The organism is Bacillus sp. AR13-1, from assembly GCF_008042285.1.
In the GTDB taxonomy this organism is placed as follows: domain Bacteria; phylum Bacillota; class Bacilli; order Bacillales; family Bacillaceae_G; genus Bacillus_A; species Bacillus_A mycoides.
The window spans coordinates 396,794-421,514 of the sequence record NZ_QNUA01000010.1; the positions used below are offsets into that span (position 1 = coordinate 396,794).

Below are 24,721 nucleotides of genomic sequence, written 5' to 3' on the forward strand. Positions count from 1 at the left end.
ATTTCATTTTGCTTATTCCGTACGAAGCAATCAATAAAATGATACACCAGAAAGAATAACGTGACAAGGTGGAAACGAGCCTAAATATATAAAACAAAAAAAGAATCCAGATTTCCCTTATGTAAAATATTGAATTTCTGCATCGGGAAAATACTCATATATATAACCTCGTATTGTTTCTTCCAATACTTCTGCATCATCCTTTTGATATACATATTTCCCAATACCGTATCGTCCCCATTTATATTTCCGCTTCTCTTCATCCATTTCAAGTTTCGTATTCGGATAACGTTCTTGAATGATTTTTTTGGCTGGTTTCGTAAAACGATGTTGAATTAATTCGAACGTTAAATTTGGTATCGTCATGTCTTTTAACTCATTGTACAATCGTTCAAACAATTCACGGTACCCTTCTTCCCACCCTTCATGCATATAAATTGGCGCAACAATAAAGCCAAGAGGATAATTAGCCCCCGCTACTTTACGAGCAGCCTCAATTCGCTCTTCAAATGGCGATGTCCCTGGTTCAAAATTTTTAATCACATAACGTGAATTAATACTAAATCGAAAACGCGTTTTCCCATTATGCTTTGCATCTAATAAATGATCAACATGCGAATATTTCGTAACGAAACGTAAACGTCCATGTTCACTTTCTCCGATAAACTCTATCGCCCGCTTTAATGCATGTGTCAAATGATCAATTCCAACGATGTCTGATGTACACGCCGCTTCAAATCTTGTTATTTCAGGGGCCCTTTCATCCATATATTGCTTTGCCTTCTCAAATATTTCATCTAGATTCACATACACCCTTACGTAAGGTTTGCTCCCAAGTGTCGTTTGCAAATAACAATAATGACAATGTCCCATACATCCTGTTGCAAGCGGGATTGCATATTCAGCTGAAGGTTTTGATGTATCGAACTTTAACGTCTTCCTCACCCCAACGACAAGTGTTGCTTTTGCATTACGATACTTTTGCAATTCATTTTCCCCTGGAAAATTTCTAATTTGATTATGTGATGTCGTTTCACGAATTTCTAATCCCATCTTCGTAAACTTCTCATAAAGCTCTTTTCCAAGCGGATATTCGAGTGCCCTCGGTTCAAAGTAAACGAGTTTTGGCATAAATGGTTTCATGTGCTTCCCTCCTCTCGTTAGTATGGGAAGCACATGAAAATTAACACAGATTAAAGTTTTCCACTTCAGTAACTTGCGTTGCAAGTTACTGACTGTTATAATTCGGATAACAGCTACCTTGCAAGGCAAGTTACCTGGATAAAAGGTGGTGAAATCATGCACAGCCAAATGTTAAAAGGTGTACTAGAAGGTTGCATTCTATATATCATTTCACAAGAAGAAGTGTACGGATATGAACTAAGTACAAAATTAAATAAACACGGCTTTACATTCGTAAGTGAAGGAAGCATCTATCCTTTATTGTTACGCATGCAAAAAGAGAAACTTATTGAAGGAACATTAAAAGCTTCCTCACTCGGTCCAAAACGAAAATATTATCACGTAACCGATAAAGGATTAGAACAGCTTGAAGAATTTAAAAAAAGTTGGGGAATGGTTTCAACGACGGTAAATAACTTATTACAAGGGGAGTGATAGAGATGAAGGCGCAAGACATGGTTGAATTGAACAATAAAAAACGCGAATTTCTAACACCTGAAAACGAAGCTGCTTACGGTGATATGTTAGTATATCTTCGGTTATCTAACGTACCCGAACATCAAGTAGAAGAACTTTTATTAGAAATATTAGATCATCTCATCGAAGCACAAGCAGAAAATAAAAATGCTTATGATATTTTCGGAAATGATTTACGATCTTACTGTGATGAACTTATATCAGCTTTACCAACCCAAACAAAGCTAGAAAAAACTTCTTTAATCGGTTTTATTATTAGCTTACTTCTTGCTATACAGTTTGGAATAGATGCACTTGTTTCGACTTTCATTTTAATCTTCGGGAAGAATATCGAACAATTAAGCCCAGCTTTTAGCATCCCTGGAACCACTTTGTTCGTTTCACTTATTATACTAGGCATACTTTTCATTTTATATTTGTTAAAGCGCTATTCCTTTGATCAAAAGATGAATTGGAAAAGAAGGATTCTATTTGGATTTGCATTTGCTACTCCATTTTGTTCAGCTGTATTTTTAAATGTCTATTTCAAAAAACAACCTTATCTCATTTATCATCTAACCTTTGGGCAAAACGCTTTAATCGCTATTCTATTTTATATTTTATATAAATTACTATACAAAAAATCAAATTTTTAACAGCCCTTCAAACGGCTGTTTTTCTTCTGTCTAATTTTACAAATTGAAAAATTTCATAAAGAAAATAAGAAAAATGCAAAATAATTAAAGTTAATTGTTGACGTGATGCTTTTATTATCGGTATCATAAATCTTCGTGAGCAATTATTTTTCGTTATACGATTTTTTTATTATTACTGAATTTTTGAGAGGAGAAATTAGATGTCAGTTAAGAAGAAAACGCAAGTACGCACCGGCAAAATGGTACGTGAACTAATGTTAGCAGACGAAGATGTAAATGCTTCGCTAATTATGGTATACAGTGAAAACGGTGTAAACGCAGAAATTAAAATCGAGGGCTTAACGCCGAAATGTAACGAAGAATTATTTTTGAGCGGAAACGTGGATTGGAACAAGAGTGTTATTTATAAAATTGTTGATTTCACTGGGAACGCGGAAGTTGGTAAAGTTACATTAACAGCGATGAATAAGAACAATGTTTCTCTAGAAATTGAACGCGTTATGTGGAGCAAAGAAAATAAAGAAGCTGCTGAGCAAGAAGAAACAGTTGTAGAAGCTACTCCGAACAAAGAAGTAGTTGTAGAGGCTCCTAAAGCAGTTACACCCGCTCCTAAACCTGTTATGCGTGTAGAAACACCCGCTATAACACCTAAGCCTACTCCGGTACCAACGCCGAAGTCAGTAAGTGTTGAAGCAGCTGTAGAACTATCTACTCCAGCACCTGTGAAAAAAACAGTACCTACTCCAGTTACAAAGCAAGAGACAGCACCGGTTACTCCTGCAAAACCGAAGCAACCTGCTTTGACTGAAACAAATACAAAACTACAAGAAAATTATGTTAAACTTGTGAAAAAGACAATTGAAGTTTGTCAAGATTACGAGCTTGGCATCGACATAGATGATTCTATTGAAGGATTAAAAAAAGAGCTACAAAGCCAAGGTATTAGCGTTACATTCGACAAAGAAATTATGGACGTTGTAAATCGCCTTCGTTCTTTACAAGATAAAGGAATCAAAGTAGAAAAAGTACTTAATTTACTATAAAAATAAGGAGATGGCGGTCGCCATCTCCTTATTTTTTATAATTCCATTCATTACTTTCATACTTCTCTTTTGCTAAAGTTTGAACTTCATGAAGCTGTTCTTCTGTTAGTTCATACGGCACAAGCTCTATATCTAAACCTTTTTCAAATCCAGTTTCAAACGCTTTAATTAACTGTTCAATCGTAAATGTACGGTCTGTCAACTCATTAATCGCTACCGCTTTAGAAGAAAACATGTTTTTCATACGCTCTTTTACACGTTCATTCGGGAATAAAAATAGATCGTATAACTCATCTAAATCTATTTCTAACGGAATAGAACCGTGCTGTAAGATAACACCTTTTTGACGTGTTTGAGCACTACCTGCGATTTTTCTTCCTTCAACTACAATTTCATACCAAGATGGTGCATCAAAACATACTCCTGAACGCGGATTTTTTAAATTCTCACGATCCTCTTCTGTTTTCGGAACTGCATAATACGCTTCTAATCCTAATGCCTTAAAACCGTCTAATAAGCCTTGCGAAATAACGCGGTATGCTTCTGTAACTGTTTTTGGCATATCCGGATGATCTTCAGACACAATAACACTGTACGTTAATTCTTTATCATGTAGTACACCCCTGCCGCCTGTTTGACGACGAACGAATCCATATTTTTTTTCGTTAACTACATCCATATTTATATCTTTTTCAACACGCTGGAAATACCCGACTGTTAATGTTGGTACTTCCCATTCGTAAAAACGAATTGTTGGTGGCATTTTCTTTTCACTTTGCCAATTTAATAAACATTCATCTAACGCCATATTAAATGCTGGTGAACATTGACCAGAGTTAATATAACACCATTTTTCTTTTCCCATCCTGCACCTCATATAACCAATTATTTTTCACATTCTCTAGTCTACCAAATTCGACAAAATTTGTGAAAGAATACGAAATTTCTTCTTATATACAAATGAATCTGTTGCATAAATACATATGGGCATTATAATATTGAAAGTAGGATAAGAAAAAAGGGAGCGATAGAATCGTGTCAACAAACTTGATTATTATACTAGCCGCAATTGCAGCATTCATCGGCTACACTGTATGGATGTATTTCTATCAGAAAAAATTAATTAAAACACTTTCAGAAGAAGAATTTCGCGCTGGCTACCGTAAAGCACAGCTTATCGATATTCGCGAAGCAGATGAATTTAACGCGGGACATATTTTAGGTGCGCGTAACATTCCATTATCACAAATTCGCCTTCGCCACAAAGAACTTCGCCAAGATCAACCGGTTTATTTATATTGCCAAAGCGGATTCCGTACAGGTCGTGCAGCTCAATACTTAAAAAAACAAGGCTACACAGATTTCTACCAATTAAAAGGTGGATTTAAATCTTGGTCAGGCAAAATTAAAAAGAAATAACATACAAAAACTAGCTGCACGATACAGCTAGTTTTTTATTCCATATTGTTCGCAATGTACAGTAGATTTTGTTTAATCACATCTTCATCTTTCTCATCTACATTACGATATAATAGCTGATATTCAATCCCCTTCTCTTTCCATATAAGCGTAGCAAATTCGTCCCCTCGCTCGTAATCATCCTTATTTTTAAAATAAGCAGGTGCTCCATTATTCAATTTCATTTGTTCTTGAAATCGATTTTCTTCTACGAGGTATGGAAAACTGTAAGAAAAGTTGGCCACTGTTAATTCTATATAATCGTGCCTTCCTTTCTCTTGTTGCTTATATTTAATCGTTAAGACAGCATTCTTCTTTCCCATCGTTCTTACCTCTCCCTGCACATCACTCGTAATGTCATAAGGTAAAAACGTTGGAACTTTAAACTTCGCCGGAAAATATTTTGGAAGTTCCTTTAGCGGAATCGGATCAGTAACACGGTCCTTAGCCCCTCCTGTTGTTCCTACAAATGTTTTTTCTTCTTGCATCGTTTGCTGAAATGAACATGAGCTAAGTATTACACTAGAAAACACGAAACAAATGATTCCTTTTTTCAATTTGTTTCCGCCCTTTCATACCGCTCTCTTAACGAGTGAAGCGTTTATACTCTCTACTATTCGCTTCGTTATCAAACGCCTCCTCCGAAAACTTTCCACGTTATTCTCACACATTCTGACAAAAATTCTTTGCAGACATACAAAAAAGACCCCACTATTCTTACGCCCAAATAAAAAGGTTACGCGAACAACAGAAGTCATGCTTATAACATAGATTGTGAAAAGCTTTTCAGGTCAAGATTTTTTTCATTCTTATCATTTTCCCCTTATAATTAAGGAAAGAGGTGATACATATGGCCAATATAAAACAAATTGCAAAAACTGCTGGTGTATCTATATCAACTGTTTCTCGTGTCCTTAATAATCATCCTTACGTAAAAGAGGAAAAACGTAAGCGTGTTTTAGATGCAGTTGAAGAATTGAACTATGCAAAAAATATAAATGCTATCCATTTAATAAAGGGTAAAACATATACAATTGGCGTTATGCTACCTTTTATTAATCTTCCGTACTTTAGCACGATCATTGAAGGAATCGGAAACGAAGCGTTAGCAGCTGGATATCATATTAATTTATGCCAAACGAATTACGATAGTATTGAAGAAATTCGCGTTCTTGAAATGATGAAAATGAAGCAATTTGACGGGATGATTATTTGCTCTCGCACGAGTTCATGGGAACAAATTGAACCGTTCGCAAAATTTGCCCCTATTATTTCATGTGAAAAAATGAAACATCCCCTCATTTCATCTGTCTATGTAGATCATTACGAAGGATTCCGCCTTGGTACTTCCTATTTACTCAGTAAAGGTCATGAAAAAATCGGCATTTGTTTAGCAAGAAAAACAAGTGCTAATTCAATCGAGCGTGAAAAAGCTTTCGCCGATACTCTTCGTCAAGAAGGAAAAACAGTGCACCCTGATTGGGTTTTTCATCAATGTTATACGATGCAGGACGGGGCACAAGTACTCCATCGCATTTTAAGTATGAAAAATCGCCCAACCGCTATTGTTACAGCGAACGATCAAGTTGCCGCTGGTTTATTAACAGAGGCAAAAAAACATGGCATTCGCATACCTGAAGACCTCGCTATCCTGGGATTTGATAACCATGAAATTTCAAAAGCATTAGAAATTACAACTATTGAACATCCCGGTCTCACAATGGGCTCACATGCTTTTTCTTTATTCTATAAACAAATTCAAAGCGAGCAAATTATCGGCAGTACAGAAGAACTTTCATTCCATTTAATTGAGCGAGAAACAGTCTAAAAAAGAGCGTTAACTATAGCGCTCTTTTTTATCCCTTCACCTATTGACTTTATATTTTTCATCTCATATAATTAACCTAACGAACGGTAGGTAGGGGATGAAAATGACAGCAAACCGCATTAAAGCTGTAGCACTTTCTCATTTCGCACGCTACGGCTATGAAGGAACTTCATTAGCAAATATTGCTCAAGAAGTTGGGATTAAAAAACCATCGATTTACGCACACTTTAAAGGAAAAGAAGAGCTATATTTTACATGCTTAGAATCCGCTCTTCAAAAAGATTTACAAAGCTTCACTGACGATATCGAAAATTTTTCAAAATCGTCTACTGAAGAATTGCTAGTAAATCTGTTAAAAGGTTATGCAAAACGATTTGGTGAAAGTGAAGAATCAATGTTTTGGTTACGAACTTCTTATTTTCCGCCGGATGCATTTCGCGAACAAATTATTGATAAAGCGAATGTACACATTGAAAATGTCGGAAAACTTTTATTCCCTGTGTTTAAAAGAGCAAGCGAACAAGATGAACTGCATAACATTGAAGTAAAAGACGCTTTGGAGGCTTTTTTATGCTTACTTGACGGCCTTATGGTTGAACTACTATACGCAGGTTTAAATCGTTTTGAGACACGTTTAGAAGCTTCTTGGAAAGTATTTTGGCGCGGACTTTCAAACTGACGGATTGCTCCTTTGCAATGCGTCGTTTTTAAGCCCTTTACCTAACGACTGGTAGGAAGGAGAAATGACATATGGCATGGATTTATGTAATCATAGCTGGTATTATTGAAATCTTTTGGGTTATTGGACTTAAAAAAGCGGAGGCACCACTTGAGTGGGCTGGTGTTGCTCTATTAATTACAATTAGTTTCGTCTTATTATTTAGAGCATATAAAGATTTACCTGTCGGCACTGTATACGCAGTCTTTACAGGAATTGGAGCTGGTGGAATCGTTCTTACAGAGATTTTCATCTTCGGAGAACCTTTCTCTATCGTAAAAGTATTATTAATTGGTTTAATCTTCTTCGGAGTAATCGGCTTAAAACGAGTAACAGAAGAAAAAGAATCGAAGGAGGCTGCATAAAATGGCTTGGGTATTTTTAATTCTAGCTGGTATTTGTGAAATTGTTGGTGTACTCTTTATGAAAGTAGCCACTGAAAAGAAAGGCTGGGCACCAAAAGTTATTTTAATCGCTAACTTCGGCGTAAGTTTCTTCTTCTTATCACTTGCAATGAACACATTACCGATGGGAACTGCTTACGCAATTTGGACTGGAATCGGAACTGCCGGAAGTGCACTTCTCGGGATTCTTATTTTCCGCGAGTCAGCGGATTGGCGTCGCCTTGCCTTCTTAAGCTGCATTCTATGCGGCGCTGTTGGCTTAAAATTATTAGGCTAACGTGAGGTGAATGTCATGTGGAAAGAAAAAGGAAAACAAATCTTAACATGGATCACACTCGGGATTATCATTCTATTACAAATAAGTTTTCATATAATAGAATGGCTGTTTCATAAAGTATTATCCATTCTTACATTCCTTCCTAACATGGCACTTGAAATTGCATCTATCGCTTGGTCAATTATTGCCTCCATTACAATCGTGATTATATGGAGTATCGCCAAGCTATGGAACAAGTTATTTAAAAAGGACAGTTCTTCTGAAAAGAAGTAACTGTCCTTTTTTATCCCGCATTAACGGGCAGTAAGACCCCCACTGATTAAAGTTTCACTTTATATTCATTCTGATTTTCTATAGAAATTTGATGCGATCAGACAAAGCAGACCAGCTATGACAATACTTATACCAATCCCTTTATGCAAATTAGGAAATGGCGGTGGTATATCCGAGTAAAAATTTGCTATTATGAGACCAATTGAAAATAAAAGTACCCCAATTCTATATAACCACTTTCTTTTGTTCATCATTCTCCCTCCTAAAATTTTTCATATCCTTCTTTCTTTTGGACATACTACCTAAAAAAGGAGTGGGTTATATGCAAAATTCTATACATAAGCAGATCCTATTTTTATTTTTCCTCTTTCTCATTTTCGTTATCGTTTTCAGCTTTATATTACATACTCCGAAAGATGTGCCTAATAGCCTTTCTGTTTATAAACTTTTGCTCTCGTATTGCCGTTATTGAAGAAGGTGCCTTTTACGAGGCACCTTTTAAAATTCTCTTTTCTCATACAATTTCACTGAAACGAAGATAGATACTATGAACATGCAAATTGAACTAACGAATAACACGCAGTTGTATAGTTGAATTTGTTCCAGGTTGATTTGAAACAAAGTTTCTAAAATAACAATCGGCGCCATGAATATTACTATCGTAATAAAAATAGTTTTTTTATACCCTAGCCAAAACGATATCGGTAAAACAAAGCTTAAATACACTAAAATAAAGCTAATACTAGCAACCATTGTCGTTTCAATAAATTCAAATAGGTTAACCCCATTCTTCATTCCCATCGTGAAACAACCGACCGTTACGCTTATAAAAAGAATAATAATTGCTACTATATATTTCGCAAATACAATTTGTTTTCTCAATATTGGTAAACTATTTACTATAACTTCACTCTCATTTTTACTATCTGCTTCAAATGTTTTTACTGTTGCCCCAATTGTAATAATTACTGACATAATTATGAATAGATTTTCCGTATCTGTTAAAGCCATATAAAAGAGAATAGGATAGAGTATGTACCAAATTAAAAATTTCCATTGAATGATGAAATCTTTTAAAATTAATTGCTTGATCATGTATTACACCTCCTAATATGAAAATGCTCCTTCTATAACTCTGCTTCCTGAAACATTTTCATTGAGAGAAACATTGATATGACTATACTTACTAACACTCCGATGCCAAGTATACCCATTGCTAGTGTAGCATCTTCAGATTGAAGTACTTTTAACATAATTATTTTATCACCAAAAACATTGCACATAAGGCCAATCATACCCGTTAAAGGCAAAACCATAATAACATTCAAAACAGAAGTAGCTTTATATCCTCCAACGTAATTAGCAGGTATCGTTACAACACAATAGATCAAAGTTGCTACTATTGCTGAAAATATTGCATATCCAGGAATAGCTATGTCTCTGTTCAATAAAATATTTCCTAATATTACGACTATAAAAGTTGTACTCAAACCAGCCATAATAAATAATGAGCTTGAAATATATTTAGCTATAACTATCTCTTTTCTCGTTATAGGCAAACTCACTAATACTTTTTCTGCTTTACTTTTCTCTTCATGATAAAAAGAAATATATATAATCGTACTACATGTTATAAATAATCCTATTGCAATCCCCATTGGTTGGACGGGATTCCTAAAAACAGAGAAAATAGGTATTAAAAAATAGAAAGGAAACATCTTCTTATGTAAGAAAAACTCCTTTAAAATCAACTGTTGCATATGAATTCTCCTCTCTATAAATCACGCGATCCATAAATTTTAATTGTTAGAAACATAGAAGCGATATACATACTAACTAATGTAATGAATCCAATTATAAATACACCAATATGCAGAGGATTCATAATCCACTCAATGAATGAAGGTGTTGTTTCATTCAGCCCATCACTAATAAATATCCAAAGGATTCCCCCCACTCCTATTGATGCTGCTGATACTATACTTCTTACTACCTTCGACTTTGTACCATAATAACTAGGGAAAAACGTGACAACCAAAAATACGGCGTAAACAACTCCATTTATTACTTCATACCATGGAATTTCAATGTATAGATTAGGATGATAGGCACCGATATCACCAATAACCACAATGCCTCTTATAAGAAAAACAACTAACATCGTAGAGAGTATGCCACCAACAATGAATATTGCACAGGAAATATATCTAGCAATGATGATATCCTTTCGGCTTACCGGTAAACTATTTATAACAATGTCACTTTTATTCCTTTCATCCATAAAGATTAACGTCATAACCGAGGAAAGGGTTATAAATAAACAACTCATCGGAAATAACAATTCACCACTTGGCTCTAACATAAATAACAAAAGAGGCATAACAAAATTCACTAACCACGTTACCCGAAAAAAGAACAAATCTTTATATATGAGCTGACGCATAGGCACCTCTCCCTTTCGCAGTGTATACAATGATGTCATCTAATTTAGGCTTTTCTAGTACAACCTCATTTCCAAACCAGTCTACAATTGTTTGTTTATCCTTCGCTAAACCTTCGAAACCAAACTTATTTTTTCGTAATCCAACAAATAGTTCTTTTCCTTCTCGATCTAATAAATCATTGCTTCCCTTTACGATTACGTAGTTCTCCATTAATTCATCTTTCTCACCAGTAAATATAATTTCTCCATCATTGATGAACGTAATGTAATCCGCGATGCGTTCTAAGTCTGTAGTAATGTGTGTGGAAAATAAGACAGATACTTCATCCTCCATCACAATTTCTTGCAGCATATCAAGTAATTCACTTCGAACAACTGGATCTAATCCTGCTGTTGGTTCATCCATAATAATGAATTCCGCATGGTGTGAAAGTGCGATTGCAATCGCAAATTTCATTTTCATCCCTTTGGATAACTCTTTAATTTTTTTAGACTTTGGAACTTGTAATCTCTGCATATACGATTGATACTGCTTTTCGTCCCACTTTTTATATAACGGTGCAATAATCCGTTTCATTTGCTCACACGTTAAATCTTCGTAATAATGATTTTCATCATATACAAAACCAATATTTTGTTTTATTTCCTTTTCGGCTTTCTTATTGTCCTTACCAAAAATTTTTATATCACCGCTCTCTTTTCTGATTAAATTCATAATCATTTTGATCGTCGTACTTTTTCCAGCTCCATTCGGTCCGATAAATCCCATAATATATCCACGTGGCAATGTAAAACTTACATTTTTCACTGAGAAATCTTGATAAGTTTTACAAACGTTTTTTAGCTCTAACATCTCTTATTCCCCCTCATATAAACACGCAATCATCTGCTGTAAATCTTCAAGTGAAAGCTGCAACGCTTTACTTTCATTCACAATCCCTTCCGCTTTACTTTCCAATAGACGTAGCCGCTGTTCTTTTAGTAGTTCATTATTTTTACGTGAAACATAAGTCCCCTTCCCAGCAACAGTTTCTATATATCCTTCTTTTTCAAGCTCCTCGTACGCACGCTTCGTTGTAATTACACTAACTTGTAATTCCTTCGCTAAGCTACGAATAGACGGTAATTGGTCTCCACCCTTTAAACCACCATTTAAAATAAGCTGGCTTAATTGTTTTCTTATTTGCACATAAATAGGGTCTTGGGAAGAATTCGAAATAATAATATTCATGTTTTCCTCCAGTGTGTGTATATACTGTGTATATCTTATATATACAGTATATACACACCATCCTATTTTTGGCAAGAAAAAAAGACCAACATTTTCCTGTTGGTCTTTCGTATATGTATCACTTTTCAAAGCGATCTAACATTTCGTCTCTCATTCCGAAACTAACAACCGCAATTCCTACATACATAAAAAGAAGGAATGCTGGATGAACTGTATTGTACCAGCTGCTATCAACAATTAAATAAATCGTTAACGCCACAACAAGAACAAACGCTAAAATAAACATATAAAAGTGTCGTGTATTACCCATGATAAACTCCTCTCTTCTCTCTTCACCATTCAACAGTATATTGTATCGAATAATTCGATATGACTCAAGGTTAACTTTCTGTTATGTAATCAAGTTCTACCTTTACAATGTCCTCACACGCTATTGAAATGATTGTTCCTTGTTTATCAATCGCTGTCACTTCTCTATTATCCATTACACGGTGTGCTACTCTTTCTAACACTTTCCCTTGGTCTCGGTAACAAAATTCTTTTACATCTTTAATTGTTTCTCCATTTTCTAAATGGTATACCATTCTATAACATCGATATCCCACGCTTCCACCCCCGTCTTGCTCGTTTTTTCACATATACATAAAAATGAGTAATTTCTACCTCATCACATCTTCTTAATTTCAATAAAATTCTAACAAAAATAAATACTTTTATCAAACCGACTTTTTCAACAAAATCACCTATAAAACCGCATCTTTACAGCAATATGAAACAAAAAATATAAATTTTTAACATTTTTTTCATTCTAGCTGCACCAATGTTGCAAAAAAAAGAACCCGCATGTAGCGAGTTCTTTTTTTTGCAATCACACTTGTACAGGTGCTAGCTTTTCATAACGTAAAACTGGTTTACGAGCAGCCAATGTTTCATCTAAACGTTTTATTACTGTTGTATGTGGTGCTTCTTGTACAACTTCTGGATTTTCTTCTACCTCTTTAGCAATTTGAATCATCTTATCAATGAAACCATCTAATGTTTCTTTTGATTCTGTTTCTGTTGGCTCAATCATAATACATTCTTCCACATTTAATGGGAAGTAAATTGTTGGTGGATGGTAACCGAAATCAAGCAGACGTTTTGCAATATCTAATGTACGTACACCAAGTTTCTTTTGACGACGACCTGATAATACAAATTCATGCTTGCAATGTCTATCGAACGGAAGATCATAGAATGGTGCTAATCTTCTCATCATATAGTTCGCATTTAATACAGCATACTCAGTTACTGCACGCAAGCCATCTGGGCCCATAGAACGAATATATGTGTATGCACGAACGTTAATTCCGAAGTTACCATAGAATGGTTTCACACGCCCAATTGCTTCTGGACGATCATAGTTGAAGTGATAGCCATTTTCTGTTTTCTCTAAAATCGGTTTTGGTAAGTACGGAATTAAATCAGCTTTCACACCTACTGGACCAGAACCTGGGCCACCGCCGCCATGCGGACCTGTAAATGTTTTATGAAGATTTAAATGCACAACGTCAAATCCCATATCTCCTGGGCGTGCTTGGCTTAATACCGCATTTAAGTTTGCACCATCATAGTATAATTTACCGCCTGCGTTATGGACGATTTCTGCCATTTCTAAAATATTTTCTTCGAATAGGCCTAATGTATTTGGATTTGTTAACATAAGTGCTGCTGTTTCTTCGTTTACAACACGTTTTAAATCATCTAAGTCAACAAGACCATGTTCATTTGATTTCACCGTAATTGTTTCAAAACCAGCTACTGTTGCAGACGCCGGGTTTGTTCCGTGAGCAGAGTCAGGAACAATTACTTTCGTACGGTTAAAGTCACCGTTCGCTTCATGATATGCACGAATCAACATTAATCCTGTCCATTCTCCGTGTGCACCAGCTGCTGGTTGTAACGTAACAGTATCCATACCTGTAATTTCAATTAAATGTTCTTGTAAGTCATACATTAATTCCATTGCACCTTGCACTGTTTTTTCATCTTGAAGTGGATGAATATTTGCAAAGCCTGCGAAACGAGCTACGTTTTCATTAATTTTCGGATTATATTTCATCGTACAAGACCCAAGTGGATAGAATCCAGAATCCACACCGTGGTTACGGTTTGAAAGCGCTGTGTAATGGCGCATAATATCAAGTTCAGATACTTCTGGAAGCTCTGCATCTTCTACTCGAATATAATCACTCTCAAACACATCTTCTAATTTTACTTCTTCTACATCTAATTTGGGTAAGCTATATCCTACGCGTCCTTCTTTAGTCACTTCAAAAATAAGTGCTTGGTCTTGGTTCTTCATTGGATAGCCCCCATTTCGTTTACAAGTGTGTCAATTTCCTCTTTTGTACGAAGCTCTGTTACCGCTACAAGCATATGGTTTTCATGCTCTTTATAATCACGGCCTAGGTCGTAACCACCGATAATATTCTTTTGTATTAATACATCATTTATTTCTTTAACTGGACGTTTACAATCTACAACAAATTCATTAAAGAATGGTCCAGCGAACGTTACTGTGAAACCTTTCGCTTCAAATTGACGTTTTGCATATTGTGCTTTAGAAATGTTTTGACGTGCCATTTCTTTTACACCTTGTTTGCCAAGTGCCGTCATTGCAACAGAAGCTGCTAATGCATTTAACGCTTGGTTTGAACAAATGTTAGACGTCGCTTTATCACGACGAATATGCTGTTCACGTGCTTGTAACGTTAATACAAATCCACGTTTACCATCTGAATCTACAGTTTGTCCGACAAGACGTCCTGGAATTTTACGCATAAATGCTTTCGTTGTTGCAAAGTAACCACAGTGCGGTCCACCAAACTGCGTTGGGATACCGAATGGTTGTGCATCACCGATTACAACATCAGCACCGAATTTTCCTGGCGGTGTTAATGCGCCTAATGATAATGGATTTGAAGAAACGATAAATAATGATTTTTGTTGATGAACGATTTTTTCGATATCAGCTAACTTTTCCACTTGTCCGAAGAAGTTTGGATATTGAACGATTACACAAGCAACTGTATCATCTACTTCACTTTGTAATACTTCTAAATCTGTTACACCGTTTTTATGATCAATTTCAACAACTTCAAGATTTTGACCTTTTGCATATGTTTCAAGTACCGCTCTTGATTCTGGATGAACTGCCGCTGAAACAAGAATTTTCTTTTTGCGAGTATGACCAGCTGCTAGCATTGCCGCTTCAGCTAAAGCTGTACCTCCGTCATACATAGAAGAGTTTGCTACATCCATTCCTGTTAATTCACAAATCATTGTTTGGAATTCAAAAATTGCTTGTAATTCCCCTTGTGAAATTTCTGGTTGGTATGGTGTGTAAGCTGTATAAAACTCTGAACGAGAAATAACATGATCAACAATTACTGGAGCGTAATGATCGTATACACCTGCTCCTAAGAAAGAAGCATATTCTTTTAAATTAGCATTTTTACTAGCCATTTGAGATAACTCTTTTAACAGCTCTGGCTCTGATTTTGCTTCTTTAATTTTTAAATCCCCTTTAAAACGAACACTCTCTGGAATATCAGAGAATAATTCGTCGATCGTTTGAACGCCGATCGTTTGTAACATTTCTTTTTTGTCTTCTTCTGTCATTGGAAGATAACGATGCAACATGAAATCTACCCCTCTCCCCGTTACTTTGAACGTTTATAAAATGGTGTTGGAACAACTACTGCTTTGACGCGTTTATTACGAATTTCAATTTCTACTTCTGTATCAACTGCTGCGTATTTTACATCAATTAGTGCTAAACCAATGCTTTTCTTTAACGTTGGAGATTGTGTACCACTCGTTACTTCCCCGATTTTTTCTTCTCCTATAAATACAGGGTAATGCGTACGAGGAATACCGCGTTCGATTACTTCGATGCCGACTAATTTACGAGATGCACCGTTTTCTTTTTGCTCTTTTAACGTTTCTTTTCCAAAGAAATCTGCTTCTTTATTTGGTTTTACCGCAAAGCCAATTCCCGCTTCAATCGGTGTAATATCTTTTGATAACTCTTGTCCGTATAACGGAAGTGTTGCTTCGAAGCGAAGTGTATCACGAGCACCTAAGCCACATGGTTTTAAGCCCTCTTCTGCTCCCACTTCAAGAAGTTTCTCCCAAAGTTTTGCTGCATCTTCACTCTTACAGTAAATTTCGAATCCATCTTCACCTGTGTAACCTGTACGAGATACAAGTGCAGGAATTCCATCTACAAGAATATTATTTTTAAATTTAAAGAACTTAATTTCTTTCAAATCTTCTGACACAACTTTTTGTAAAATGCCTTCTGCTTTTGGTCCTTGAATTGCAAGCTGCGCAACTTCACTAGAAACATTGACTACTTTCGCATCGCCAATTACATGGCTAGCTAACCATTCGTAATCTTTCTCGATATTTGATGCATTGATTACTAATAAATAGTCTTCTTCACCACGTTTGTAGATTAATAAGTCATCTACTGTGCCACCATTTTCATAGCACATAGCTGTATATTGTGCGCCCCCTACCTTTAAGGTAGATACGTCATTTGTAACAACACGTTGTAAAAATGCTAAACTATCTACACCTTTTACCTCTACTTCTCCCATATGAGATACATCGAACAAACCTGCTCCTGTACGTACAGCTTCATGTTCCTCTTTAATGCTTGAAAATTGAACTGGTAATTCCCAACCACCGAAGTCGACTGTTTTCCCACCATACTTCGCGTATACATCAAATAACGGTGTACGTTGTAATGTAATCATGCTCTTTCCCCCTTATGCTCTGACAAATCAATAAAAGTTGCTTCCCATATCTAAACATTTTCATTCTGAAAAGATAAGGTTATACGGAATCTCAGTATATTTTTTTATGAAAGCGTAAATAAAAAGTTACTTTCTTGGATAAAATACGAAAGATTCCACACATTTCACACCATTATCCTAACATTATTCGCTATATTTCATCAATATTCTAGCATAAAAAATAATTTAGAATTTTTCATTCTTAATCTTATTAAATACAAATTTTGAAATTTAGCCCTTTATCATTGCCTATTCTTTAACTTTTAGTAATTGTGATAGCGCCTTATTACGAGGCTTATAATAAAGATTTTTTAAATAATCACTTTAGTTTATAAAAGGTGGGAGAGTCTTAATGAATGTCGATATTTCCGTAGATCGAACGTGGCAAAACAATTTTTTAAAAAGAATTGATGAAGATGGTCCTTGGACAAATTGGGATTTATATCATTTAGCTTATAAAACAGAGAAATCGTTACTCGTCCCTACTTTTGATGGATTGCAAGCACCGAAACATTTATCACATTTCACGCCGCTTCCACATCAATTAGAGGTCGCTCAAAATGTCATTGAACAAATGAATGGTAAAGCGATTCTAGCAGACGAAGTCGGACTTGGAAAAACGATTGAAGCTGGACTTATTTTAAAAGAATATATGGTTCGAGGACTTGTAAAAAAGGTACTCATTCTCGTTCCAGCTTCTCTCGTATCTCAGTGGGCGTATGAACTAAACACAAAATTTTTTATTCCTGCGGTCGCTCAAAAGAAAAGTTATTCTTGGGAACAAGCTGATGTCATCGTTTCATCAATCGATACTGCGAAACGTTCACCGCATCGCGATATCGTTTTAAACCTAGAGTATGACCTTATTATTATCGATGAAGCACATAAACTAAAAAATAATAAAACAAAAAACTATGAATTTGCACAGCGATTAAAAAAGAAGTTTTGTTTATTACTAACTGCAACTCCTGTTCAAAATAAAATCGATGAAATCTTCAACCTCGTTTCTTTATTAAAACCAGGTCATTTAGGCAATCAATCTAATTTTGAAGAATATTACGCTTCCAAAAATCGTTCCACTGAATCCGATGAAGATTTAAAAGCTCTTATCAATAAAGTAATGGTTCGAAATAGACGCAATAACACTGGCATTGATTGGCCGAAGAGGCATGTACGAACAATCTTCGTTGAATTCAATGAAGAAGAACAAGCTTTGTATAATGAAATTGAAAATTGGCGTGGACAAGATGCCGTCACATCTGCTTTCTCATCCTTAACTTTAAAACGGGAAGCATGTAGTAGTCGTGAAGCTGTTTACTATTCACTAAAAAAACATGTAGAAAAAAGACAGAAAGAAAATGAGCACTACATAAAGGACCCACATATTGATGTGCTGATGGACAAAATTAATCATATTCCGTTCAACTCCAAAGCAAATAAAGCACTAGAGCTTATAAAAGAAGTTGACGATAAAGTCATTATCTTCACTGAATATAGAGCTTCACAAATGTATTTACAATGGTTCTTACAACAACATGGCATTTCCTCTGTTCCATTTCGCGGTGGATTTAAGCGCGGGAAGAAAGATTGGATGAAGGAGCTTTTCCAAAATCATGCCCAAGTATTAATTGCGACCGAAGCTGGTGGTGAAGGAATTAACTTACAATTTTGTAGCCATATGATTAATTACGACTTACCGTGGAATCCAATGCGACTCGAGCAAAGGATTGGACGTATTCACCGTCTTGGACAAAAAAATGATGTTCATATTTATAACTTAGCAACAAAGCACACTGTTGAAGAGCACATTTTAAAACTACTATATGAAAAAATTAATTTATTTGAACGTGTAATCGGTGAACTCGATGAAATTTTAACGAGAATCAACATGAAAAATATTGATGCGCATATTCAAGAAATTTTCGCGCATTCAAAAAGCGAAGGTGAAATTCGAATCAAGATGGAAAATTTAACATCTATTATCGATTTTGCGAAGCGCAATGAAGCAGAGGTGCAAGACTATGCAGCAAAATGAAATTCATAATTACTTATATAACTTTTTTGAGGCGAATAACTGCGAAATTTTAGAACGTTCCCCTCACCTATTAGACGTACAGTTAACAATTGAAATGGATAAATTATTAATGAACCGCCCTTTCTATTGGCACTATCTTGAAAAAACAGGAGGCGTTCCGAACCCGATGCGCCTTACTCTTATTACAAATCCAGAAAACGAAGAAAACGACGGTGAACTTATTCATTACGGTTCACCCCGTTTGCATCAAATATTTGAAACAACAAAAGAACTAGGTTCATACATACGTTTATATGAGGAAGTGAAACATAGCGGGGCAACTCATACCCCCCTTCATCCTTGGCTTGGTGTAAATATAAAAGTATCTTATCAATGCGACCGAAAAAAAGACATACTTCATTCTATCGGTATTCATCTTATTTCCGGGACAATGATTGCAAACTTTCATGACACTTTAGCAGAGATCAAACTCACACCGAAAATACCTGACTTTTGTTTTACCCTCTCACCTATCATTAAGCCACAAAGTGGCTTACAACGTATAGAGGATGCTTTAAAAAGTATAATCGCTGAAGATGACCACACGTGGGCAAAAGAAGCGAGAGTGCGTTGGAATCACGATTTAGACCTTTTAAATCGATTTTACGAAGATAGCGATGAACTTCCAGAAAGCTATGAAATTGAAAAGCAAGCATTACAAGAACAATACGAACCACGCATTACAATACAAATTATAAACGGTGGTCTCTTTTATGTTACCGCAAATCATTTTCTATCTTAAAAGAAGCTCCTTAAGGAGCTTCTTTTAAGATATGTTCCCAGCCTATTCTCTATCTTCATTACGCCCTTGCTGTTTTTTCTCTGTCATACGTTTCTGATATGCACGATCCTTTGCACTTACATGGTTTGCATCAGTTGGAAGATTCTCTTTTGAACGACCAATTCCATTACTCATCTTTTTCGCCTCCTTTTTGCATGTTTCAAAATGCATCTTTATTTTCAGCTAGAGGCACAATCCTTATACAAAAAAATAAGAGCAGCCAGTAGCTGCTCTTACTCATTCACGTATTTTTGAAACATATCATGGATGCCTTGATTTACGAGGTTCGAGATCTGTTCGTCAGATTTATTCGGATAACGATCACGTAATCTGATAGATGCCTTCACCATTAAATTTTCTAATACAGAACGGCCACCTTCTCCATAAATAATTTCAGCATACTTAACCAGTCTTCCATCCTCTAATGTTGCTGGATTATGATTGAAGAAAAATTTACTCATTGTCTCCACCTCTCTTTTGATAACGTTTACATTTATATAGATTATTTATGTTATTTATTTCACAATATTGTATGCATGTATATTTAATTAGTTTCATTATAAAGTAACATATCAATAGTAAATATGTGATTTTCCATCCATTTTGTGAACAAATCAAAAAATGAAAGCGTTTCCTTTATTATATACTAAAAAAACTTACTACGCTAGGGACAATTTTTTTAATCTACTAATCATCTACTTTTCTTTTTTTTATTAAACCTTATACAATTTTCAGAAATTATATTATAAAATATATGTATGACTTAAGGAGGATTTGTATGAATCAAAATAAAAAAGCTATATTAGATCTTGTCTTTTATCTCGTATTCCCATTCCTCATTTGGAAATTTGCAAAACCTTATATCGATCCTTATTACGCAATGTTAATTTCCTCTGTTCCGGGGATTATTTATACACTGTATACCTTTAAAAAAGAAAAACAGTTTAACGTTACAGGGTTCTTTATTTTAATTACACTCATTTCTAATACAACCGTAGACTTAATATCTGGATCAGCGGAACGAATGCTATGGAATGATGCATATTATCATATCGTACTTGGCTGCATCGTTATATGTACAATCTTTATAAAAAAACCACTTATGTTATATTTCGCAGCGGATATTTCAGCACTGCAAGGTCATGATCGTGATAAAAGTCGTGAGCTTTATCGTGATAGTCGTATATATCCAGCACTGCAATATTTAACACTATTTTTCGGCCTTCAATTTATATTAAAAAGCTTCTTGAAAATCTATTTCATCTCTGTTTTCGGTGTAGATGGATATGGTGAAATGAGAGCTATTATGACCGCTGTTGGCTGGGGTATTTCTATTTGCATCGGAATAGGGTTTGTATGGGTAAATAATAAGATACATGCGGTTACTGAAGAAAAAGAATCTGTGCAACAATAAATAAAGATCCCCTAGCAGCTTGTTGCACTAGGGGATCTTTATTTTGCCAGACATATTACGAAAAAGTTAGCTTGATTTTTTTCTTTTATTTTTTACATTTCGATAAAACAAAGCAGCGCTCAGTGGCATAACACCAAACCATTTATTTAAGAATGGCTCTTTCTCCGCACGACGTTGTTGTTTCTGTTGTTTTCGATCCTCTTTTGGAGCATCCATATATGACACAAATTGCTGTGTCACAAAGCGTACATAATCATTAGTAGACATATTATCATCACCTCTACTTGATTAGTATGTCCACTTTTTTATTCATTAATCTTTTGCTTTAATTCATTCATAATTTGCTTTACCGACTTATTTGTCGTATCGATATGAATATCAGCCTCTTCATAATAAGCTCGGCGCGATTCAAATTTCGTTATAAATGCATCTATATCTTTCTTCTGAAATAGTGGACGTGTCGTATCTTCACGAAGCCTTTCTGCAATTACATGTGGATCGCAATATAAATACACAACAGTTCCATTTTCCTTCATCCACTTTCGATTTTCCTCTCGTTCAATAATCCCTCCACCAGTTGTCATAATTACATTCTGAACCGGTAATGAACGTAACATTTCACTTTCATATTCACGAAAAGCCATTTCGCCTTCTTCTGCAAAAATATACCGAATCTCTTTCTCTTTCTGCTCTTCGATTTTTTGATCTGTATCTACAACTTCCATATGGAGTTCTTTACTTAACGCTTTTCCAATTGTTGTTTTCCCGACTCCCATATAGCCGGTTATGTATATAGATTTCATTTTCGTTCCTCTCAATCATCCGTTATTATTTGTTATTATAACGAAAGATGTTACTTTATTTAATAAAAAAACGTTTTGTTCTTCTTATACTATGAAGAACAAAACGTAACATACTCACTATTTTCTCGTAATCAAACAAGCTGGCTCACTTTTACTTATAAGTACCTCTTCTCACCCACTGCGTTGCAATCCATTTCTCGCCCTTCGTAACAGGTGCCCCTCCATGTAACGTAAGCTCATTTAGTGATTGATCTTGATAAAAGTACTCAAAGTATACTGCCATTCCCTTTCTAGGGTGTACAGAAAGATTTAATTTCGGAAAGAATGTTTCTCCGCCTTCTTCTACATCATTTAAGTACATCACAAGAGTACTTATACGATTATTAGCAGCTGATCTACTATGTTCCGCAAAATAATCATAGTGCGCTTTATATTCTTGATCTACTTCATAATTTAAAATGTGCAATCCTTCTCCATGCGCTACAGGAACATTCGTGATAGATGAAATTCGTTTTTCAATCTTCGAAGTTAGTTCATTCTCTTCCAAAAATGCACCACTACTTGTTCGAATATCATTTACATCACGTGATGAACCAACTTTAGAACGTTTCATCTTACTTTTAGACAATTCAATTAATTCATCGCACTCTTCATCACTTAATACATTTGCTAATACGACAATAAGAGGTTCTTCGAATTTTGAAATAATTTGTATTTCCCTATCCTCTGTCATAATCGTATTTCCTTTATGATCAAAAATAGTTTGTTCCTTATTTTCACCTATTTGATTGTTATTTGTCATTTCCTTATCTCCCTAGAAAAAAATGATTGGATAGCATGAATATATCATATTCTTTCTACCTTTCTCTTTTTTGAGAAAATTTAAACTTTTGACCATTATTCTTATCCCTTTCCTCAAAGAAATTGACTCCCTCCACAATAGAAACTCATGGTTCTTCTCCATATATTTTACATATTATCCTTCTACCCAATCAAATATTTTATTATCCTTTTCCCTATACCGAAAGCTCACTGTATAGAAAACTCTCTGTTTTGTAACACATTGCAACGAAATGATAATAACATCATTTTCAAAGACGTACTTTCCACTCACTTCTCCTCTTTCATACTGAAATAAAAAAACATCCTCTTTTTCTTTTTGCTGTAACTCTCTTTTTATATCTGAAATAGCGCGATCAACAAGTTCCTCCATGAAAAAACTTTGTTCTATTTCAGAATAAAATTTTTTATCCGAAAGTAACATATTCGTTTCGTACATCAAAAAAGAAATGAATAAAATAAGAAAAATAATTGTTCCTGGCATTGCAAATCCATCTTGTTTTCTCATGTTTCTATCTCAATTTCACTATAGCGCACAGCCACGCCTTCATATATTTCACCACTTATATCTTTCACATATATATATAACAAATGAGGTGTTAATTTATACGAACTCGCTTCAATCCTTTGTAATATAAATTCCCTTCCGCGCATATTTACTTTTCTTATTAAATTACTATTCAACTTTTCATACGTCACCTGATCACCATTACGAAGTTGGAAGCGTAAAATATTCCCACCGTTTTCTAGCTCTATCTTCCTCCCACTTAATACTTCACGAAACTCTAATTGCATTTGTCCTAAAAACACATCCCACTCCCAGTCATTTAATCCTTTTGAATGTGTATTTTCTATCCCCATAATATGAAGACGCGGTAAAAGTAAAAAGAACATTGATAAAAGCAACAAACATGCAATCATTTCTATTAATGTAAATCCCGCTTCTTTTTTATTTTTCCTTTGCATAAAGGCATTGCTCCATCGCCTTTCCTCTCATATCTTTCCACATCGTACAAACTTCATCTCCTCTCCAATATGTGTAATATACAATTCCTTTTATGACTTGCTCTTTTACTCGCTTTTCCTCATTCTCATACTTAAATAAGGCCGCTTCTTTTTTTAATAATATTAATGCTTTATAGCTCATTTTTATATTTTTTCTTTCTTGCATAATTAATAATGTTTGCGGGAGCAATAACGATGCTGCCATCATTATTAAACTTAACGCTACAACCATTTCAACCATTACTGATCCTTTTTGACACTTCACGATACGTAAATCTCCCTCTTCCAAGCTGAAATACAATCTCATATTTATACCCTCGATAGGAAAGTAAAATCGTACCACCCCTATTAATATTCCCGCTCGGATTATATGTCATTGGATTTGGAAAGGTATGCAAATCCATTTGGACATCTTTATCATATTCTCTCTTAACAATTAAAAGGTCTGTCTCCGATTCCGAAATATAATACATCTGTTTCCCTTTAAACCAGCGTAACGTATAATGTTTTTGACGCTTAATCGCTAACTGCTGCATATACAAAATATCATTTGAAAACTGTTTCAAAAACTGCTCAACTTTTTGTTTTTCATGTAATGAAGTAACGTTAAAATGCGTAACAACACTCAGTACAGAAATAGCAAATAAGACAAGTAGCATTTCTAAAAGAGTAAAACCTTTTTGCTTCACGATTTCCCAGCTGATACCGTACCATCATCGGAAATATGGATTGGTTCACCTTTCGGGCAAGTTTTTGAAGTAATATACTTTCCTGTTTCAAGTTCCTCTATTGATGGAATCTTATTATGTTGCAAGTGATATGCTTGTATTTGTGCTTCTATAGATTTCACATAGGCTGCACATCCTTTTCCTTGGACGGATGAGCGCTGTGTAACTACATTTGGAATAATTAATAGTAATAATACAGTTATGACAACCATAACTAATAACATTTCTAAAAGAGTAAAACCCTCCTCATTCTGCATGTAAAT

At 35.0% G+C, this 24,721-nt stretch carries 36 protein-coding genes and 1 pseudogene; 13 read left to right on the forward strand and 24 right to left on the reverse strand.

What is annotated here, in order from left to right; all coding sequences use genetic code 11:
- Positions 1 to 117: 117 nt before the first annotated feature.
- A complete protein-coding gene (splB, locus tag DN408_RS10180) occupies positions 118 to 1,143 on the reverse strand; it encodes a spore photoproduct lyase (protein WP_078178176.1) in 1,026 nt (341 codons plus the stop codon).
- Positions 1,144 to 1,299: 156 nt separating this feature from the next.
- Here splB and DN408_RS10185 point away from each other — a divergent pair, with 156 nt between their 5' ends.
- From DN408_RS10185 to DN408_RS10195, 3 genes are all read left to right on the forward strand, one after another.
- On the forward strand, positions 1,300 to 1,617 hold the full coding sequence (locus tag DN408_RS10185) for a PadR family transcriptional regulator (RefSeq protein WP_000556081.1): 318 nt from the start codon (positions 1,300 to 1,302) through the stop codon (positions 1,615 to 1,617).
- Between the two features lie 5 nt (positions 1,618 to 1,622).
- Complete coding sequence (locus DN408_RS10190) at positions 1,623 to 2,294, forward strand: DUF1129 domain-containing protein (RefSeq protein ID WP_144512790.1); 672 nt, start codon at positions 1,623 to 1,625, stop codon at positions 2,292 to 2,294.
- A 200-nt stretch (positions 2,295 to 2,494) separates the two neighbouring features.
- Complete coding sequence (locus DN408_RS10195) at positions 2,495 to 3,337, forward strand: hypothetical protein (RefSeq protein WP_078178175.1); 843 nt, start codon at positions 2,495 to 2,497, stop codon at positions 3,335 to 3,337.
- 28 nt (positions 3,338 to 3,365) lie between these two features.
- Here the strand turns inward: DN408_RS10195 and DN408_RS10200 are convergent, their stop codons facing one another.
- Positions 3,366 to 4,202: a lipoate--protein ligase family protein gene (locus DN408_RS10200; RefSeq protein WP_016120796.1), complete on the reverse strand. Its 837-nt coding sequence runs from the start codon at positions 4,200 to 4,202 to the stop codon at positions 3,366 to 3,368.
- A gap of 170 nt (positions 4,203 to 4,372) precedes the next feature.
- On the opposite strand from DN408_RS10200, the gene DN408_RS10205 reads away from it, so the two are divergent.
- A complete protein-coding gene (locus DN408_RS10205) occupies positions 4,373 to 4,756 on the forward strand; it encodes a rhodanese-like domain-containing protein (RefSeq protein WP_002034000.1) in 384 nt (127 codons plus the stop codon).
- Positions 4,757 to 4,791: 35 nt separating this feature from the next.
- Here DN408_RS10205 and DN408_RS10210 read toward each other — a convergent pair whose 3' ends face one another.
- Positions 4,792 to 5,328: a hypothetical protein gene (locus DN408_RS10210; RefSeq protein WP_016100627.1), complete on the reverse strand. Its 537-nt coding sequence runs from the start codon at positions 5,326 to 5,328 to the stop codon at positions 4,792 to 4,794.
- A gap of 317 nt (positions 5,329 to 5,645) precedes the next feature.
- On the opposite strand from DN408_RS10210, the gene DN408_RS10215 reads away from it, so the two are divergent.
- The 5 genes from DN408_RS10215 to DN408_RS10235 all read left to right on the forward strand — a co-directional run bounded on the left by DN408_RS10215 (position 5,646) and on the right by DN408_RS10235 (position 8,295).
- Positions 5,646 to 6,623 carry a LacI family DNA-binding transcriptional regulator gene (locus tag DN408_RS10215; protein ID WP_016120797.1) on the forward strand — a complete coding sequence of 326 codons (978 nt, stop codon included), beginning with the start codon at positions 5,646 to 5,648 and terminating at the stop codon, positions 6,621 to 6,623.
- A gap of 97 nt (positions 6,624 to 6,720) precedes the next feature.
- Positions 6,721 to 7,302 carry a TetR/AcrR family transcriptional regulator gene (locus DN408_RS10220; RefSeq protein WP_002034003.1) on the forward strand — a complete coding sequence of 194 codons (582 nt, stop codon included), beginning with the start codon at positions 6,721 to 6,723 and terminating at the stop codon, positions 7,300 to 7,302.
- 71 nt (positions 7,303 to 7,373) lie between these two features.
- Positions 7,374 to 7,706, forward strand: coding sequence for a DMT family transporter (locus DN408_RS10225; RefSeq protein WP_002111782.1), 333 nt, complete (start codon positions 7,374 to 7,376; stop codon positions 7,704 to 7,706).
- 1 nt (position 7,707) lies between these two features.
- Positions 7,708 to 8,022: a DMT family transporter gene (locus tag DN408_RS10230; protein WP_002015033.1), complete on the forward strand. Its 315-nt coding sequence runs from the start codon at positions 7,708 to 7,710 to the stop codon at positions 8,020 to 8,022.
- A gap of 15 nt (positions 8,023 to 8,037) precedes the next feature.
- Entirely contained in the window at positions 8,038 to 8,295 is a 258-nt protein-coding gene (locus DN408_RS10235) for a DUF3975 family protein (protein ID WP_002129069.1), read from the forward strand.
- Between the two features lie 65 nt (positions 8,296 to 8,360).
- Here the strand turns inward: DN408_RS10235 and DN408_RS10240 are convergent, their stop codons facing one another.
- The 11 genes from DN408_RS10240 to gcvT all read right to left on the reverse strand — a co-directional run bounded on the left by DN408_RS10240 (position 8,361) and on the right by gcvT (position 16,774).
- Positions 8,361 to 8,546, reverse strand: coding sequence for a hypothetical protein (locus tag DN408_RS10240; protein ID WP_002143118.1), 186 nt, complete (start codon positions 8,544 to 8,546; stop codon positions 8,361 to 8,363).
- A 247-nt stretch (positions 8,547 to 8,793) separates the two neighbouring features.
- Positions 8,794 to 9,390: an ABC-2 transporter permease gene (locus DN408_RS10245; RefSeq protein ID WP_002167684.1), complete on the reverse strand. Its 597-nt coding sequence runs from the start codon at positions 9,388 to 9,390 to the stop codon at positions 8,794 to 8,796.
- A gap of 32 nt (positions 9,391 to 9,422) precedes the next feature.
- Positions 9,423 to 10,055: an ABC-2 transporter permease gene (locus DN408_RS10250; RefSeq protein ID WP_002184972.1), complete on the reverse strand. Its 633-nt coding sequence runs from the start codon at positions 10,053 to 10,055 to the stop codon at positions 9,423 to 9,425.
- A gap of 14 nt (positions 10,056 to 10,069) precedes the next feature.
- The gene (locus DN408_RS10255; protein ID WP_078178174.1) at positions 10,070 to 10,738 is read right to left on the reverse strand and encodes an ABC-2 transporter permease; all 669 of its coding nucleotides are present in this window, start codon (positions 10,736 to 10,738) and stop codon (positions 10,070 to 10,072) included.
- Positions 10,719 to 11,591 (reverse strand): ABC transporter ATP-binding protein, encoded by an 873-nt coding sequence (locus tag DN408_RS10260; protein ID WP_147740078.1) that lies wholly within the window; start codon positions 11,589 to 11,591, stop codon positions 10,719 to 10,721. Before DN408_RS10260 ends, DN408_RS10255 begins: the two co-directional genes overlap by 20 nt.
- Positions 11,592 to 11,594: 3 nt before the next feature.
- On the reverse strand, positions 11,595 to 11,969 hold the full coding sequence (locus tag DN408_RS10265; protein WP_002184968.1) for a GntR family transcriptional regulator: 375 nt from the start codon (positions 11,967 to 11,969) through the stop codon (positions 11,595 to 11,597).
- 118 nt (positions 11,970 to 12,087) lie between these two features.
- Positions 12,088 to 12,279: a hypothetical protein gene (locus DN408_RS10270; RefSeq protein WP_002088608.1), complete on the reverse strand. Its 192-nt coding sequence runs from the start codon at positions 12,277 to 12,279 to the stop codon at positions 12,088 to 12,090.
- Between the two features lie 70 nt (positions 12,280 to 12,349).
- Positions 12,350 to 12,553 (reverse strand): DUF3929 family protein, encoded by a 204-nt coding sequence (locus DN408_RS10275; protein ID WP_000262495.1) that lies wholly within the window; start codon positions 12,551 to 12,553, stop codon positions 12,350 to 12,352.
- 284 nt (positions 12,554 to 12,837) lie between these two features.
- Entirely contained in the window at positions 12,838 to 14,313 is a 1,476-nt protein-coding gene (gene gcvPB, locus DN408_RS10280) for an aminomethyl-transferring glycine dehydrogenase subunit 2 (protein WP_002122485.1), read from the reverse strand.
- A complete protein-coding gene (gcvPA, locus tag DN408_RS10285; protein WP_002015020.1) occupies positions 14,310 to 15,653 on the reverse strand; it encodes an aminomethyl-transferring glycine dehydrogenase subunit 1 in 1,344 nt (447 codons plus the stop codon). Before gcvPA ends, gcvPB begins: the two co-directional genes overlap by 4 nt.
- A 20-nt stretch (positions 15,654 to 15,673) precedes the next feature.
- Complete coding sequence (gcvT, locus tag DN408_RS10290) at positions 15,674 to 16,774, reverse strand: glycine cleavage system aminomethyltransferase GcvT (protein WP_002034013.1); 1,101 nt, start codon at positions 16,772 to 16,774, stop codon at positions 15,674 to 15,676.
- Between the two features lie 391 nt (positions 16,775 to 17,165).
- On the opposite strand from gcvT, the gene DN408_RS10295 reads away from it, so the two are divergent.
- Entirely contained in the window at positions 17,166 to 18,848 is a 1,683-nt protein-coding gene (locus DN408_RS10295) for a DEAD/DEAH box helicase (RefSeq protein WP_016120803.1), read from the forward strand.
- Positions 18,835 to 19,629, forward strand: a complete 795-nt coding sequence (locus DN408_RS10300) for a YqhG family protein (protein WP_002088611.1) — start codon at positions 18,835 to 18,837, stop codon at positions 19,627 to 19,629. The genes DN408_RS10295 and DN408_RS10300 overlap by 14 nt, the downstream gene beginning before the upstream one ends.
- A 42-nt stretch (positions 19,630 to 19,671) precedes the next feature.
- On the opposite strand, the gene DN408_RS31940 is transcribed toward DN408_RS10300, so the two are convergent.
- Together DN408_RS31940 and DN408_RS10305 are read right to left on the reverse strand one after the other, a co-directional pair.
- A complete protein-coding gene (locus tag DN408_RS31940; RefSeq protein ID WP_002129080.1) occupies positions 19,672 to 19,803 on the reverse strand; it encodes a hypothetical protein in 132 nt (43 codons plus the stop codon).
- 98 nt (positions 19,804 to 19,901) lie between these two features.
- Complete coding sequence (locus DN408_RS10305; RefSeq protein WP_000032698.1) at positions 19,902 to 20,129, reverse strand: hypothetical protein; 228 nt, start codon at positions 20,127 to 20,129, stop codon at positions 19,902 to 19,904.
- A 71-nt stretch (positions 20,130 to 20,200) separates the two neighbouring features.
- On the opposite strand from DN408_RS10305, the pseudogene DN408_RS32325 reads away from it, so the two are divergent.
- Positions 20,201 to 20,318, forward strand: a pseudogene (locus tag DN408_RS32325) (GTP pyrophosphokinase).
- Between the two features lie 128 nt (positions 20,319 to 20,446).
- Complete coding sequence (locus tag DN408_RS10315) at positions 20,447 to 21,082, forward strand: VC0807 family protein (protein ID WP_002015010.1); 636 nt, start codon at positions 20,447 to 20,449, stop codon at positions 21,080 to 21,082.
- A gap of 66 nt (positions 21,083 to 21,148) precedes the next feature.
- Here DN408_RS10315 and DN408_RS10320 read toward each other — a convergent pair whose 3' ends face one another.
- The 8 genes from DN408_RS10320 to comGC form a co-directional block, all read right to left on the reverse strand.
- Entirely contained in the window at positions 21,149 to 21,349 is a 201-nt protein-coding gene (locus DN408_RS10320; protein WP_002015009.1) for a YqzE family protein, read from the reverse strand.
- Positions 21,350 to 21,387: 38 nt separating this feature from the next.
- On the reverse strand, positions 21,388 to 21,885 hold the full coding sequence (locus DN408_RS10325; RefSeq protein ID WP_002167678.1) for a shikimate kinase: 498 nt from the start codon (positions 21,883 to 21,885) through the stop codon (positions 21,388 to 21,390).
- A gap of 151 nt (positions 21,886 to 22,036) precedes the next feature.
- Positions 22,037 to 22,687 carry a 2OG-Fe(II) oxygenase gene (locus DN408_RS10330; RefSeq protein WP_002167677.1) on the reverse strand — a complete coding sequence of 217 codons (651 nt, stop codon included), beginning with the start codon at positions 22,685 to 22,687 and terminating at the stop codon, positions 22,037 to 22,039.
- Positions 22,688 to 22,861: 174 nt separating this feature from the next.
- The gene (comGG, locus tag DN408_RS10335; protein WP_002167676.1) at positions 22,862 to 23,233 is read right to left on the reverse strand and encodes a competence type IV pilus minor pilin ComGG; all 372 of its coding nucleotides are present in this window, start codon (positions 23,231 to 23,233) and stop codon (positions 22,862 to 22,864) included.
- Positions 23,230 to 23,691, reverse strand: coding sequence for a competence type IV pilus minor pilin ComGF (gene comGF / locus DN408_RS10340; protein ID WP_147740079.1), 462 nt, complete (start codon positions 23,689 to 23,691; stop codon positions 23,230 to 23,232). Before comGF ends, comGG begins: the two co-directional genes overlap by 4 nt.
- On the reverse strand, positions 23,675 to 23,971 hold the full coding sequence (locus DN408_RS10345; RefSeq protein WP_002088621.1) for a hypothetical protein: 297 nt from the start codon (positions 23,969 to 23,971) through the stop codon (positions 23,675 to 23,677). Before DN408_RS10345 ends, comGF begins: the two co-directional genes overlap by 17 nt.
- A complete protein-coding gene (gene comGD, locus DN408_RS10350) occupies positions 23,964 to 24,419 on the reverse strand; it encodes a competence type IV pilus minor pilin ComGD (protein ID WP_078178172.1) in 456 nt (151 codons plus the stop codon). The genes DN408_RS10345 and comGD overlap by 8 nt, the downstream gene beginning before the upstream one ends.
- The gene (gene comGC, locus DN408_RS10355) at positions 24,416 to 24,715 is read right to left on the reverse strand and encodes a competence type IV pilus major pilin ComGC (RefSeq protein ID WP_002088623.1); all 300 of its coding nucleotides are present in this window, start codon (positions 24,713 to 24,715) and stop codon (positions 24,416 to 24,418) included. Before comGC ends, comGD begins: the two co-directional genes overlap by 4 nt.
- Positions 24,716 to 24,721 lie beyond the last annotated feature (6 nt).

What these genes read in the sequence shown, in the direction of transcription:
- splB (WP_078178176.1), bottom strand. Translation starts at nt 1,143, where the DNA reads ATGAAACCATTTATGCCAAAACTCGTTTACTTTGAACCGAGGGCACTC.
- DN408_RS10185 (WP_000556081.1), top strand. Translation starts at nt 1,300, where the DNA reads ATGCACAGCCAAATGTTAAAAGGTGTACTAGAAGGTTGCATTCTATAT.
- DN408_RS10190 (WP_144512790.1), top strand. Translation starts at nt 1,623, where the DNA reads ATGAAGGCGCAAGACATGGTTGAATTGAACAATAAAAAACGCGAATTT.
- DN408_RS10195 (WP_078178175.1), top strand. Translation starts at nt 2,495, where the DNA reads ATGTCAGTTAAGAAGAAAACGCAAGTACGCACCGGCAAAATGGTACGT.
- DN408_RS10200 (WP_016120796.1), bottom strand. Translation starts at nt 4,202, where the DNA reads ATGGGAAAAGAAAAATGGTGTTATATTAACTCTGGTCAATGTTCACCA.
- DN408_RS10215 (WP_016120797.1), top strand. Translation starts at nt 5,646, where the DNA reads ATGGCCAATATAAAACAAATTGCAAAAACTGCTGGTGTATCTATATCA.
- DN408_RS10220 (WP_002034003.1), top strand. Translation starts at nt 6,721, where the DNA reads ATGAAAATGACAGCAAACCGCATTAAAGCTGTAGCACTTTCTCATTTC.
- DN408_RS10225 (WP_002111782.1), top strand. Translation starts at nt 7,374, where the DNA reads ATGGCATGGATTTATGTAATCATAGCTGGTATTATTGAAATCTTTTGG.
- DN408_RS10230 (WP_002015033.1), top strand. Translation starts at nt 7,708, where the DNA reads ATGGCTTGGGTATTTTTAATTCTAGCTGGTATTTGTGAAATTGTTGGT.
- DN408_RS10235 (WP_002129069.1), top strand. Translation starts at nt 8,038, where the DNA reads ATGTGGAAAGAAAAAGGAAAACAAATCTTAACATGGATCACACTCGGG.
- DN408_RS10240 (WP_002143118.1), bottom strand. Translation starts at nt 8,546, where the DNA reads ATGAACAAAAGAAAGTGGTTATATAGAATTGGGGTACTTTTATTTTCA.
- DN408_RS10245 (WP_002167684.1), bottom strand. Translation starts at nt 9,390, where the DNA reads ATGATCAAGCAATTAATTTTAAAAGATTTCATCATTCAATGGAAATTT.
- DN408_RS10250 (WP_002184972.1), bottom strand. Translation starts at nt 10,055, where the DNA reads ATGCAACAGTTGATTTTAAAGGAGTTTTTCTTACATAAGAAGATGTTT.
- DN408_RS10255 (WP_078178174.1), bottom strand. Translation starts at nt 10,738, where the DNA reads ATGCGTCAGCTCATATATAAAGATTTGTTCTTTTTTCGGGTAACGTGG.
- DN408_RS10260 (WP_147740078.1), bottom strand. Translation starts at nt 11,591, where the DNA reads ATGTTAGAGCTAAAAAACGTTTGTAAAACTTATCAAGATTTCTCAGTG.
- DN408_RS10265 (WP_002184968.1), bottom strand. Translation starts at nt 11,969, where the DNA reads ATGAATATTATTATTTCGAATTCTTCCCAAGACCCTATTTATGTGCAA.
- DN408_RS10270 (WP_002088608.1), bottom strand. Translation starts at nt 12,279, where the DNA reads ATGGGTAATACACGACACTTTTATATGTTTATTTTAGCGTTTGTTCTT.
- DN408_RS10275 (WP_000262495.1), bottom strand. Translation starts at nt 12,553, where the DNA reads ATGGTATACCATTTAGAAAATGGAGAAACAATTAAAGATGTAAAAGAA.
- gcvPB (WP_002122485.1), bottom strand. Translation starts at nt 14,313, where the DNA reads ATGAAGAACCAAGACCAAGCACTTATTTTTGAAGTGACTAAAGAAGGA.
- gcvPA (WP_002015020.1), bottom strand. Translation starts at nt 15,653, where the DNA reads ATGTTGCATCGTTATCTTCCAATGACAGAAGAAGACAAAAAAGAAATG.
- gcvT (WP_002034013.1), bottom strand. Translation starts at nt 16,774, where the DNA reads ATGATTACATTACAACGTACACCGTTATTTGATGTATACGCGAAGTAT.
- DN408_RS10295 (WP_016120803.1), top strand. Translation starts at nt 17,166, where the DNA reads ATGAATGTCGATATTTCCGTAGATCGAACGTGGCAAAACAATTTTTTA.
- DN408_RS10300 (WP_002088611.1), top strand. Translation starts at nt 18,835, where the DNA reads ATGCAGCAAAATGAAATTCATAATTACTTATATAACTTTTTTGAGGCG.
- DN408_RS31940 (WP_002129080.1), bottom strand. Translation starts at nt 19,803, where the DNA reads ATGAGTAATGGAATTGGTCGTTCAAAAGAGAATCTTCCAACTGATGCA.
- DN408_RS10305 (WP_000032698.1), bottom strand. Translation starts at nt 20,129, where the DNA reads ATGAGTAAATTTTTCTTCAATCATAATCCAGCAACATTAGAGGATGGA.
- DN408_RS10315 (WP_002015010.1), top strand. Translation starts at nt 20,447, where the DNA reads ATGAATCAAAATAAAAAAGCTATATTAGATCTTGTCTTTTATCTCGTA.
- DN408_RS10320 (WP_002015009.1), bottom strand. Translation starts at nt 21,349, where the DNA reads ATGTCTACTAATGATTATGTACGCTTTGTGACACAGCAATTTGTGTCA.
- DN408_RS10325 (WP_002167678.1), bottom strand. Translation starts at nt 21,885, where the DNA reads ATGAAATCTATATACATAACCGGCTATATGGGAGTCGGGAAAACAACA.
- DN408_RS10330 (WP_002167677.1), bottom strand. Translation starts at nt 22,687, where the DNA reads ATGACAAATAACAATCAAATAGGTGAAAATAAGGAACAAACTATTTTT.
- comGG (WP_002167676.1), bottom strand. Translation starts at nt 23,233, where the DNA reads ATGAGAAAACAAGATGGATTTGCAATGCCAGGAACAATTATTTTTCTT.
- comGF (WP_147740079.1), bottom strand. Translation starts at nt 23,691, where the DNA reads ATGCAAAGGAAAAATAAAAAAGAAGCGGGATTTACATTAATAGAAATG.
- DN408_RS10345 (WP_002088621.1), bottom strand. Translation starts at nt 23,971, where the DNA reads ATGGTTGAAATGGTTGTAGCGTTAAGTTTAATAATGATGGCAGCATCG.
- comGC (WP_002088623.1), bottom strand. Translation starts at nt 24,715, where the DNA reads ATGCAGAATGAGGAGGGTTTTACTCTTTTAGAAATGTTATTAGTTATG.